This is a genomic window from Lysinibacillus sp. A1 (assembly GCF_000801965.1).
Classification (GTDB): domain Bacteria; phylum Bacillota; class Bacilli; order Bacillales_A; family Planococcaceae; genus Lysinibacillus; species Lysinibacillus fusiformis.
The window spans coordinates 1-12,216 of sequence record NZ_JSZM01000018.1 but is presented as its reverse complement, the minus strand read 5'-3'; the positions used below and the strand labels follow the sequence as shown (position 1 = coordinate 12,216).

Here is a 12,216-nt window from a genome sequence, read left to right as displayed (position 1 = left end):
CTTTTCCTATTTTTTCATTATTTTACCGAACTTTCAGAAGAGAGGCTACTATTGGTTGTTCTCGATAAATAAAACGCTCCTACAATGACCATCATAGCTACTATATCCAAGGCCATCTGATGACTTGAAAAAATGGTAACGAGTAAACCGTAGATAGACGGAGCTAAAACAATAAAGAATTGATTTATCGTTAAAGCCGCACTTACAGTCAGTCCCACAGATTGAGGATCGGACTGCTCCGTTACACTGGCTATATATAAGGAATACCAGCCTAGTGCGAAAAAGCCCATAACACCACAAAATACCATCATTAAGCTCTTAGCATGTAAAACAACAGGCATACAAGCGACCATCACAAATGTGGCAAGCATAACGATTATTAGTAAGTGCTCGCGCTTCTGAGCAAAGTATCGGTCACTCAGCCAAGCAAGAGCAATTCTTCCTACCATCCCTCCAAGCAAGACCAAACTCAAATACTTCCCTGCTGCTGTTAATGAATAGCCACCCTCCTGATGTAAATAACTCATCAAATGGGCGATGAGGATCATCTGTAAGGACATCATCACAATGCCCACAAAAAAAATGGGATAGAGTGCTCGATTGTCTTTAATAGCCTTCATCTTTTCTTTAAACGGTATCGGTGCTGCTGCTGCCGTATTTTGCTGTTTAGGCTCCTGATACATCAATAAAAATAGTAAACCGCCAACGATTGCTACGAAACCTTGTGCCCCATGCACAGCTGTCAGATGGAAGTGATGATATAAATAGGTAAGAATGAAGGAAGCGAGAGCCCCACCGATTGGAATACCTGTTTGGCGAATTCCGATCGCTAATCCTCGATGCTTGTCTGGAAACCATTTCACAATGGCCGTACTACCTCCCGTTTGAGCACTACCGTACCAAAAGCCAACAACTATTAATACGACTAGCAATGTCGTATAATGATTCACAGGAATTAAGAGGAACGTACAGAGGCCAAGTAAAATAGAGCCCCATCCTATAATTTGTTTTTCTCCTTTTTTATCCATGAGATAGCCAAAGAAAAGCATCGAGAAAATCGGTCCAATATTCACGGCAGAAACAATTAATCCTGTTTGGAATGACGTTAAGTGCCATTCCATTTGATAAAAGGAAGCAACTGGCCCCATCCCGTATGTGACAAAGGTGGAAGCTGTTTGCGAAAGCGTAGCCACCAGTAAAATGATCCATTTATAATATGTATGCATGTAAACCCTCCATAGCTATATACCGCTCTATTTATGCGGTACATTTAGATATCTTGAGTTTACGTTGACAGCTAGCTTACGTAAAATGGAGGAAAATGATAGCGGCTATCAAAAAATTTAATAGGTGTGTGACGAATAACATGAACATTGAAGAAATTTCCATCAAAATTGAGCTTTTAGAAAGGCAAAATTTAAGTAAGTCTGCTGAAATCACCAACTATACACAATCGGCCTTAACATCGAAGGTAAAGAAGATGGAAAGTGAAATTGGCCAGGAAGTCTTTAAACGAACACCTCAGGGCTTAAAGCTAACAGAGGTAGGTGACCACTATTTACAATTTTTAAAGCAGGTTACCCAACAATATGAGGCATTTTTACAAACTGTAGGATTCACGCAAGCCCATATTCAATTTGGAACCTCTCATACGACGATAAAAATATATGGTGCGTCTATCATGAATGCGCTACAAACCAGTCATAGTCCTATCGACGTGGATTTCACGGTCGAATCGAGTACATCCTTAAATCACAAAGTCCATCTGGCGGAATTAGACTGTGCTTTAACGAGTAATCCAATAAAGCATTATGCCGATTTACACTATGATTTAATGACAACCGAGACATTTGAAGTCATCTCAAGCCCTGCACATGTCATCGATTTTGACAAGCAAACACCTGTGACACTCCTAGTTTTAAGTAAGGGCTGTATGTATTCGAAGGCATTAGCAGAATGGCTTACTCACAAGAAAGTCCCTTTTACAATGAAGGAAATTAAATCCGTAAGTAGTATTCTTGATTTTCTAGAAATCGAGCATACATTGGCAGTGTTAAATACGAAGTTATTGGCACTCTACCCTTGTCCTGACCTACATTTTTATGAAATGGAGACACTTAACAAGGTCATCGAGACAGTCTTTATTTATAAAAAGGAAAGCCATAAGCAGTCTTCTATATTGCAATTAAAGCAAGTAATAGAATCCTTGCTTGAAAGGAATGAGCAGGGTGATCATTAGCTCAGGTTGCTCTTTATGCGAATATTTTAAAAAGCCTATATTATTCACGCAGGCTGCACTATAATAGGTTTGATATTATTAACTACATAGGAGTACATCATGTTTTATTACATCTCATTGTTTTTGGCAGTATTTGCTTTATCTACATCAGCTATTTTTGTTAAGCTTGCTGATGCCCCGCCGGCTATTACGGCTTTTTATCGACTATTTTTTGCCATGCTCGTGCTCCTTCCCATTTTATTAGCTCAAAAGGGTCTACGACAAGAGCTAGCTAACCTGTCTAAAAAACAGTGGGGATTGGGCATTCTATCAGGTCTATTTCTGTCCTGTCACTATGTTTTATGGTTTGAATCATTAAACTACACATCCGTGGCCAGTTCAACGGTTATCGTCACGCTACAGCCATTATTCTCTTTAGTAGGTAGCTATTTTTTATTTAAAGAGCGCTTTTCCAAAGGAGCAATTGTTGGCTGTTTGGTAGCGATCATCGGCTGTTTCATTATCGGCTGGCAGGATTTTCAAATTAGTGGACAGGCTCTTTATGGCGATATTCTGGCATTTATCGCAGCAGGCATTATTACAGCCTACTTTTTTATCGGGCAATCTGTGCGGAAGGATTTATCACTTATTACCTATTCGATTATCGGATATGGCAGTAGCTCCATCTTCTTAGCCATTTACGCCCTCTTTATGCAGGAATCGTTTTTCGACTATCCCGCATCCACATGGTGGTCCCTATTAGGACTAGCTGTGATTGCAACCATTTTTGGGCAAACGATCTTTAATTGGCTATTAAAATGGTTAAGTACAACCATCATCTCTATGAGTATTTTAGGAGAAACCATTGGCACATGTATTTTAGCTTATTTTATTTTAGATGAAATGATTTCCGTTCAACAAGGGATTGGCATAATGGTCATTTTACTAGGACTTGCCCTCTTTTTACTCCAACAACGAAAATCAGTATAATAAAAAACAACGGCAAAAAGATGGCCGTTGTTTTTTTATGGCTGAGAAAAGCGAAAGGTCGTACCACCCTTGCTGGATTGTAAAGAGGCTTCCATATTTAATGTTCTAGCAATATCGTGGATAATTTTCAGTCCTAGTCCACTATGTTCGATGTCTGAATCAAAGCCGATGCCGTCATCACACATCCATACCTCTCCCTCTTTAATTGTCACGACTAATTTAGACGCTTGGGCATGCTTTAATGTATTTTGAAAGACATTATCAAATAAACGTTGTAACCATAATTCATTACTTGTCCAAATTACCTCTGCATCTATTGAATGAAAATGGAGTGCAATATTTTGCATGCGATATAAATAACTCCATTTCTTGATCATCGTTTCTAATAGAAACGCTAGCTGAACTTCCTCCTGAACAACAAAGGTATTATCGCTCGTATCAAAAGACTGGTATTGCAGTTCATTCGTTAAATTCGCGATATAGTGAATTTGTGCATTTAATGATTCCACCAATTTTGGTTGCTCTTGTAGTTGATCTTCTAAATAAAACAATTGCAAACATATCGCTGTCAATGGTGTATGAATATCATGTCTTAATTTTTGAAGCAGCTCTTTTTGGAGCTCCTGCTGTTGAGCTAACTCTAATTCCCTATAAGTCGTGCGCTCAATTAATAGATTAACAGATTGAATTAACTGCCCTATTTCATCCTCTCCGCTCACGGTTAGCGTATCGGGTATCCGTTCGTTACTCGCTAGTTCCCGTATTGTTTGGTTGAGCATTGTAATTCTAGACAATAATGAATGGATGGATGTGGAAAATAGTAAGGCAAGAATCCCTAAAGACAACACAAAGGCAAGCAGCATAACAGGATATGCAAAGGATTCATGGAACGGGATGCCATTATTTTTCGTTTTAAACGCCTTGTCATAAAGGATGGACATGAACACACTAATACCTAATAATACAATGGGCACACTCCCAATCGCTACCAACAAGAGTGTTCTATATTTAGTTTTTAATGTCATTTCTTTATATGGGTATTTAGACGATACCCCTCTCCATATATGTTTTGTAAAATAATTCCTGTTGAATCGTCCAGCTTTGTTCGAATCTTTTTTATGTAGACATTGAGAATATTATGGTTGCGATCATCTAACGGCCATAAATAATCAAAAAAGTGGTCCTTTGTTAAAACTCTGTCACGGTTGTCAAATAAATAAAAGAAAATTTTTCGTTCTATGGCTGTCAATGAAATTTCGTTATGAAGATGGTGATGAAATACTTTACGATGCTCTCCGTCAATGAATAAATGCTGTATTTGCGTAAACGTTCCATATTGTTGCACTAGCATTTTTTGGATTCTTAACAATAGCTCTCGTGGATCAAAGGGCTTTGTCAAATAGTCTTCTCCCACTGTTAAACCTTCTAGCTTGCTTTCAATATCACTACGTGCTGATAGAAAAATGATAGGAATATTTAAGCCTAATTGTTTAATGTTTTTGCTTAATTGATAGCCATCCTCTCCTGGTAGCATAATATCCATAATGACTACATCTACTTTCTGAATGTGCCTCATTATATCTCGGCCATCTGTTTTCCATATGGCTTCATAGCCTTCTCGTTGCATTATTTTTTGAAGTAAATCACCAATCATGGGATCATCTTCTACAATTAAAATTCTAAATCCTTTCATGTTAACGACCTCTCTCATCAGCATTCGTTTTCATAAACTCTATCGCTAGTTGATAGATTTCCTCTGGTTGATATAGATATATACTATGAGTGCCACTTACTTCTGTCACTTCTGCATGGGTGAATTGCTTCGCGAAGTCTGCGTAATCTTGACGATTTTGCACTGTATACTTTGAATGTACATTTTCCTTCGCTATTGCATCAACGATTAAAATGGGGGTGTCTTGCGGCAATGGAAGCTGTTCTGATTGTAAACTATTTTCATAGACGTGTAACAGCTCATTTTTCATATCTTCATTAAAAAATTGCTTAAAGGACAACGCCTGATAGATGTCCTTTTCCTCCGTCGTTAAAAAGGACATGTTCAGAACTTGCGGATTATACACCTGTGAGGGTGCTAGGCGGTGTAACCCTACCTTAGTAGCTAGACTCATCCCCTTCACCATCCATCTATCGAAGGTACCCATCTTATGTTTGACATATTGACTTGGTAAGCCAATATCTAGAGCGATTATTCCTTTTACTTCTTCTGGGTATTTTTGCGCCCAGTAAATCGCTTCAAGTCCTGAAATAGAATGAGGAACAAGAATATAGGGCGGCTGAAGCCCACTTGCCTGAAGCGCCTCCCTTGTTTGCATAAGGATGGTATCAATATCTCTTTTATCATGGGCGATGTCACTAAATCCATAGCCTGCTCGGTCCACTACTGCTATTTGATGGTGCTGTGAAAACTTACTATAAAGTCCCTTTAGCTCATAAACAGGAGCAGCAATGCCTGACCCTGCCATAAAAACATATGTATCCTCCCCAGCGCCCTCCTGATAGACATTCATGCGTTGACCATGAACATTTACCATCATGCCATTATTGCGTAAAATAGCCTCCTCTTTTTGGATCAAACGATAGTGGTACATACTGACCGCTACAATGCCGATCGATACGATGACCCCCAAATAAATAAACATTTTCTTTATGATTTTTTTCATACGCCTCTCCTCTCCGTTGATACTTGTAAGGATACATGTGAAAAATTAATAACTAATTAATTTTCGAAGAAATGTTTACTAGATGCGTTGAGATGCTTGTCAAGGAACAAAAAAAGCTGCCTACATCATGTGGCAGCTTTTTTAGAGTCATTCATTTGGATAGGTTTTCTGTAAAAAGACGATAGACTGTTGAATTAGAGCCTTTAAAATATCTTCTTCGACATCAGCGAGTTTATTAATATAAACACAGGCTTTCCCTGTTGTATGTTTCCCAAATTGCTGTAATAGCTGTTCTCGCTCACGATCACCTGGGGCAAAGTATAAACTAATTTTTGCCTTGCGAGGGGAAAATCCGACAAGTGGAGCATCGCCTTCATGGCCCGTTTGATATTTGTAATGATAATGACCAAACCCAATAATACTAGGACCCCACATTTTTGCCTCATAGCCTGAGACCTCTGTAAAAATGTCCAATAGTCGATAGGCATCTTCCCGTTTTTTTGGATGATCCACACTTTCAATAAATTCAATGACACTTGCATCGGTTTCTTTCGTCTTTAATTCATACATGTGTATCCCTCGCCTTCACAAAATCGGATTGTTCATTCCTATTATTCCCTATTCCGCTTGCTCTAACAATAGTTTTTGTTGGAGTTGACGGTACATCCCTTGTTGTTCCATCAACTCTTGATGATTGCCTTGTTCAATAATTTCACCCTGTTGTATAACGAGTATTTGGTCTGCATTCTCAATGGTTTTCAAACGATGGGCGATAACAAAGCTAGTACGACCTTGCATTAAATGCTGTAAGCCTTTTTGAATATCGACTTCCGTTTGCGTATCCACACTGGAAGTCGCTTCATCTAAAATTAAAATATCCGCGTTCTCCAAAATGGCACGAGCAATAGCAATGAGCTGCCGTTGTCCCTGACTTAAATTAGCGCCACCCGCTTGAACCGGCGTATCGTATTGTGTAGGTAAATATTTTATAAAATGATGGGCGTTCGCAATTTTTGCCGCATCCACAACCTCTTCATCCGTCGCATCCAACTTACCAAAGCGAATGTTTTCACGAATAGTGCCAGAGAACAAATAGGTATCCTGTAAAACCACACCTACCCTTTGGCGAATGGTAGACATTTTATAGTGCTCAATATGGTGCCCATCAATTAAAATTTCACCCTGATCCACGTCATAAAAACGTGTTAGTAAATTAATAATAGTTGTTTTCCCTGAGCCAGTAGGACCAACAAGAGCTATCGTTTCCCCCGCCTTTGCCTGGAAGTTAATGTTTTGAAGAACTGGCTTCCCTTGCTCATAGCTAAACGATACTTGCTTGAAAACGACGTCGCCTTTTAATGAAGGGGCCTCAATTGCCTGAGGTCGATCAGCTACCTCTGACGGTTCATCTATTATTTCAAATACACGCTCTGCTCCAGCAATAGCCGACTGAAAGGTGTTTAACAGATTAGATAATTGATTGAGCGGGCGGAAAAATTGCCGTGTATAGGTGACAAATGCCGCGATAATACCAACCGTCACTAAACCTTTTACTGCTAAAAGGGCTCCTGTCCCGATGACTATCGCTAGGCCAAGGTTATTCATAAAGTTATTGATGGGTCCTAATAAGCCTGACGTAATCTCTGCGCGTTGTGCAGAGTTTCGCAAGTTTTCATTTTGTTGATGAAACGTGTCGATGGACTGCTGTTCCTTGCCAAAAAGCGTGAGTACCTCTGCACCTGTAATCATTTCCTCAATATAGCCATTCAGCTTACCAAGATCTCGTTGACGAGCTGCATAATTTTTACTGCTGCGTTTGATAATTTGCTTAGTGGTGAAAACAATCAGCGGAATAATGATCAAGGTCACAATCGCTAATGGCCAGCTTAATGTGAACATGGCAATACTAACACCAACGACTGTTAAGATGGACGATACAATTTGCGTCACACTTTGAGCAAGCGCTGTATTTAAATTATCGATATCGTTAGTGACACGACTCATTAAATCACCGAGCGCACGCTGATCAAAAAATCTTAATGTGAGCGTTTGTAGTTTTTGAAACAGCTCCAGACGCAATGTCCGAATCGTTTTCATCGCCACATGAATCATGACATAGGTTTGCAGCCATGTCAGAATAGACGCCACCGTAAAAATCACGGCTAATAGGATTCCAAGTCGAATTGTCCCGTCAATATCTTTTTTTATGATGTAATCGTCAATGATATGGCCTATCATATAAGGCCCCGCTAAACTTAAAAACGTAGAAGCGATGACCAAGAAGATGGAAAAATACAGTCCAATTCTTTGCTGTTTGACATAGTGCCAAACTCTTGTCAGTGTTGCCCTTTGATTTTTCGCCTTTTCGGCTGGCCCTCCCATACGAGGCCCCCGTCCAAAATTCATTTGCTTTGGTTGATTTTGACTCATCCTTCTTCACCAGCCTTTTGCTGTGACGCGTAAATTGCTTGGTAATGTACATTGTTTTGAAGGAGCTGTTGATGGGTCCCTTGCCCAACAATCTCGCCATCCTCTAGGACAAGAATGACATCTGCCTGCTGTATCGAGGCAATTTTCGAAGCTACCATCAATGTCGTCGTGTCTTGATAATGGGCGGCAATGGCCTGCTGCACATGTTTTTCTGACGCACTGTCAAGGGCTGAGGTCGTGTCATCCAGCACGAGAATAGCTGGCTTTCGAACGAATGCCCGACTTAAAGCCAAGCGTTGCTTTTGCCCACCGGAGAGATTTGTAGCCCCCTGTGACAGCTCATGTGCTAAGCCCTTATCAAGCCGCTCCACAAATTCACTAGCACAGGCAGCGTCCAATGCCTGTTGTATGTCCTCTGGCGTTGCGTGTTCATTACCAAGACGAATATTTTTTTCAATCGCTCCAGAAAACAATAAGGCCTTTTGTGAGGTAAATCCGATATGGTCCCGTAAGGTGGATAAAGAGTACGCTGAAAGCGGTTTGCCGTCCAAATAAATGGCTCCACCTGTTGGATCGAATAGGCGCGGTAATAGCTTTACAAGTGTTGATTTACCGCTACCGGTTTTTCCAATGATGCCCACTGTTTGCCCTGGCTTCACAGAAAACGAAATGTTTTTAAGAACATCCTCCGCCGTTTCATAATAACGATAACTTACATGATCAAATTCAATAGCTCCTTTTATAGGATCTGTCCATGCATGTTCTGCTTCCTTAACAGCAATGTCCTTGTTTAAGACATCCACAATTCGTTCTCCCGACGGCAATGCACGCGCAATTTGCATCAGCACCATACTGGAAGACATTAAACCATTTAAGATAATGGTTAAGTAGTTAATAAATGCGAGAATAACCCCAACCTTTAATGTCCCTGCCTCAACCTTAATAGCTCCAAGCCAAAGCGCCGCAACTATCCCTAGGTTAACGACGAACATCGTAAATGGCACAAGCACCCCTACAATTTGTTCTGCAGTGATGAAGCGTTTTGTCAGCCCATCATTCAGCTCACTAAATTGGGATACCTGTTGGGTTTCACGGCGAAAGGCTTTAACGACACGGATACCCGCTAAATTTTCCTGTAGCTTCGTATTCACTCCATCAATAGCCTCTTGGACGCGGCGATAGAGCACCCCCGAATACTTCGTGAAAAAATACATAGCCACAATCAAAATCGGCACAATGATAAGAAGTATTGAAAAAAGCTCCCGTGCTGTTACAAAGACGATAATGACTGCCCCGATAAAGAGTAGTGGCCCACGCACAAAAATACGTAGCGTCATCATAAACGCGCGTTGAATACTTTCCACATCACTCGTTAAAATAGTAATTAGCTTGCCAGTCGTAAAGGCATCTCGCTCCTTAGCTGAATAGGTCATCATTTTCTCATAGAGAGCCTGTCGAACATCCGAAGCAAAATGAATCGCTGCCTTCGAGCTGTAATACGAGCAACCAATCCCACCAACAAGCCCAATCACCGCACTTGCTAGCATCCATACAAACATACTCAGCACATAAGCATGATCTCCATTGGCAATCCCTGTATCAATCATATGCTGCATAATCGTCGGCTGAATTAAATCCATTGTCACCTCCAGCACCATGAGAAGAGGCGCTATTAAGGTGAAAAATTTATAGGGCTCCAAATACTGCCCTAACTGTTTTATTGCCTGCATACATTCGTCTCCGTTCTATTTAAATCCCATTCGTTCCTCATTATAACTGAAAACTATTCCCATTTGGCACTATTTTTTCGAGACTCGTAATATTTGAGATTTAACTAATTGAGGAGATATCATGTAGCTTATGGCTGACATCCGTCCAAATAAAAAACCCCCATGCACTGAAAAAGTCCATATCTTTTTTCATTTGGCACTGTGACTCTATTGTTGTTTTCCGAAGCATTCCGCTCGCTTTCCGCGGGCGAGCGATGCTTCTCCAAACAACGCAATGTATCATCCTATTATTTTAATCTCGCTTTCCTTTATAATAAAAGAATTAATATGCAGGTGGTGCCCCAATGATTTCAAATCAGGAAACCCTTACTTTAAGTCCATACATGGCAATCTACGATATTGTTGTGCCAAAAGATAATATGCTTCGCCAGATCTATGAACTTGTTGATTTTTCATTCATTTTAGACGAGCTAAAAACAAAATATTGTTGAGACAATGGACGTAATGCCATTCCTCCAATTCGCATGTTTAAATACTTATTATTAAAAGCGGTTAATGATGTATCAGACGTCGATCTAGTCGAACGCTCAAAGTATGATAAGTCATTCAACTATTTCTTGGATATGGCACCAGAAGATCCAGTGAGACAGAATTAAGGCACTTCCTGTTCAAAAGTGAACAGGAAGTGCCTTATTTTTATCTGAAAAAGGTTCGCTTTTATGAAAACATAAGTTTTTCAGTGCCCTCGTCTATTCATAGAGGTCGCTTTAAATGATTCTTGTACCGCTTGTTAGATAATTTTCAAGGCAGTCTTTTTTGCTCAAAACATACCCTATTGCATGGGACTTATCCGTAGTTTTTCAAAATTTCTTTGGAAAAATTGGTGGGCCAACTGCTCTTTCTCGGGATCAACACCAAGTAAAATAACTGTACTTGGTCCGGCTGATTTGGTCATATGATGAGAACACTCCACTAATTGCTCGCCAAAAAGGCGCACACATTCACCTTGAAGTCCCTTTGATCCGACAGGCCACACCTGCTGAACGATTTCCGCCAGCCATGCCTGATAAATAGGTTGCAGCTGCGCCACATCATCAGGTTGTGCTAATAGTTCCTCGCCAACAAGTGGTAAGCCGTATGTGTACCAACTAAGCTGTTCAGTGTCCCATGCTTTTCGCTGTTGTATTTCCCCAAGCATAGTAATTGCTAGACCAGACTGCAAAGTTGGCATATTGGATTCCGAACTACCAGCAATAGCTGGACAGGAAAGTCCTGTTTCCTCGAACACTTGCTGAATTCCGCTTTCATAGCGTGACCATGCCCCATCCCCTGAAAAATTAGCGAGTAGAATTTGAATAGGGAGTGCCTGTGCAGCCAGCTGCTCTAGAAATGTCACACGGGCTGTCATATAGGCTGTCAATTGATCAGATGCTGGCACAACATCTTGGGGCTTCTCCCCGATGGCTGCCGCATTATCCATTGTCGCAATAAATCCGCCCACTTTTATAGCATTTCTCACTAAACTCGACCTGCCTTACGCACAAAAACTTTTGACAGAATGGGCATGACTACCGCGACAATCATTAAATTAATAGCGGTTGCTATGAAAATACTCGCTAAAGCACCCCAGAAAAAGGCAGGACTAATAATAAAATAAAATGGCAGTGGCGCTACGATGCCGTTTAATACGAGGGCAACTGGCCATTTCCATACATGCATGCCTTTTTTATGCATGACCCCAAAAATCCAGACAACGGTAAACATTTCTATAGCAATAATTACATGGAGTGGGCCAAGTGGGAAGCCGGCAGTTAATGCGCTAATAAAATGACCAATGAGACCAGCTACCCCAGCTAATAATGGCGATAAAAAGACCACACCTAAAAAGGCAGGTGCTGAATCAAGAGCTGCCGTTGAAATAAAAGCGGGTACTTTAATGGCGGCTCCTACAGCACAAATGGCCGCTACCATAGCCGTTAGTATCCATTTCATTAATTTTTGTCGATCCATTGCATTTCCTCTTTTCCGTTAGTATGTTGACCTCACTTGAGTTGCTCGCCAATCCCGTACCAAATACGCACAACTTGCTTCGCTTCAGCAAATAATGCTTGGTATAGGCGGCCACACGTATCACGTAATAAACGTGCTTGTTTTTCCATCGGTACAACAC

11 protein-coding genes and 1 pseudogene are annotated in these 12,216 nt (G+C 40.6%); 3 read left to right on the top strand and 9 right to left on the bottom strand.

Going from position 1 to position 12,216, the window contains the following annotated elements:
- Window positions 1-17: 17 nt before the first annotated feature.
- A complete protein-coding gene (locus PI85_RS15545; protein ID WP_036125353.1) occupies window positions 18-1,226 on the bottom strand; it encodes an MFS transporter in 1,209 nt (402 codons plus the stop codon).
- Window positions 1,227-1,366: 140 nt separating this feature from the next.
- On the opposite strand from PI85_RS15545, the gene PI85_RS15540 reads away from it, so the two are divergent.
- A complete protein-coding gene (locus PI85_RS15540) occupies window positions 1,367-2,239 on the top strand; it encodes a LysR family transcriptional regulator (protein ID WP_036127854.1) in 873 nt (290 codons plus the stop codon).
- A 99-nt stretch (window positions 2,240-2,338) separates the two neighbouring features.
- A complete protein-coding gene (locus PI85_RS15535) occupies window positions 2,339-3,208 on the top strand; it encodes a DMT family transporter (RefSeq protein WP_036125351.1) in 870 nt (289 codons plus the stop codon).
- A gap of 35 nt (window positions 3,209-3,243) precedes the next feature.
- Here the strand turns inward: PI85_RS15535 and PI85_RS15530 are convergent, their stop codons facing one another.
- From PI85_RS15530 to PI85_RS15505, 6 genes are all read right to left on the bottom strand, one after another.
- Complete coding sequence (locus PI85_RS15530; RefSeq protein ID WP_036125349.1) at window positions 3,244-4,233, bottom strand: HAMP domain-containing sensor histidine kinase; 990 nt, start codon at window positions 4,231-4,233, stop codon at window positions 3,244-3,246.
- Window positions 4,230-4,901 (bottom strand): response regulator transcription factor, encoded by a 672-nt coding sequence (locus PI85_RS15525; RefSeq protein ID WP_036125347.1) that lies wholly within the window; start codon window positions 4,899-4,901, stop codon window positions 4,230-4,232. Before PI85_RS15525 ends, PI85_RS15530 begins: the two co-directional genes overlap by 4 nt.
- Window position 4,902: 1 nt before the next feature.
- Entirely contained in the window at window positions 4,903-5,886 is a 984-nt protein-coding gene (locus tag PI85_RS15520; RefSeq protein ID WP_036125346.1) for an alpha/beta hydrolase, read from the bottom strand.
- 147 nt (window positions 5,887-6,033) lie between these two features.
- Window positions 6,034-6,456, bottom strand: a complete 423-nt coding sequence (locus PI85_RS15515) for a DUF1801 domain-containing protein (RefSeq protein ID WP_036125345.1) — start codon at window positions 6,454-6,456, stop codon at window positions 6,034-6,036.
- A gap of 48 nt (window positions 6,457-6,504) precedes the next feature.
- Window positions 6,505-8,316 carry an ABC transporter ATP-binding protein gene (locus PI85_RS15510; RefSeq protein WP_036125344.1) on the bottom strand — a complete coding sequence of 604 codons (1,812 nt, stop codon included), beginning with the start codon at window positions 8,314-8,316 and terminating at the stop codon, window positions 6,505-6,507.
- The gene (locus PI85_RS15505) at window positions 8,313-10,046 is read right to left on the bottom strand and encodes an ABC transporter ATP-binding protein (protein ID WP_036125342.1); all 1,734 of its coding nucleotides are present in this window, start codon (window positions 10,044-10,046) and stop codon (window positions 8,313-8,315) included. The genes PI85_RS15510 and PI85_RS15505 overlap by 4 nt, the downstream gene beginning before the upstream one ends.
- A 344-nt stretch (window positions 10,047-10,390) precedes the next feature.
- Between PI85_RS15505 and PI85_RS15500 the strand changes: the two are divergent.
- Window positions 10,391-10,690: pseudogene (locus PI85_RS15500) on the top strand (transposase); the annotation flags it as partial.
- A 188-nt stretch (window positions 10,691-10,878) separates the two neighbouring features.
- Here PI85_RS15500 and PI85_RS15495 read toward each other — a convergent pair.
- Together PI85_RS15495 and PI85_RS15490 are read right to left on the bottom strand one after the other, a co-directional pair.
- The gene (locus PI85_RS15495; RefSeq protein WP_036125341.1) at window positions 10,879-11,565 is read right to left on the bottom strand and encodes a hypothetical protein; all 687 of its coding nucleotides are present in this window, start codon (window positions 11,563-11,565) and stop codon (window positions 10,879-10,881) included.
- Window positions 11,565-12,056: an ECF transporter S component gene (locus PI85_RS15490; protein ID WP_036125340.1), complete on the bottom strand. Its 492-nt coding sequence runs from the start codon at window positions 12,054-12,056 to the stop codon at window positions 11,565-11,567. The genes PI85_RS15495 and PI85_RS15490 overlap by 1 nt, the downstream gene beginning before the upstream one ends.
- Between the last annotated feature and the right edge of the window lie 160 nt (window positions 12,057-12,216).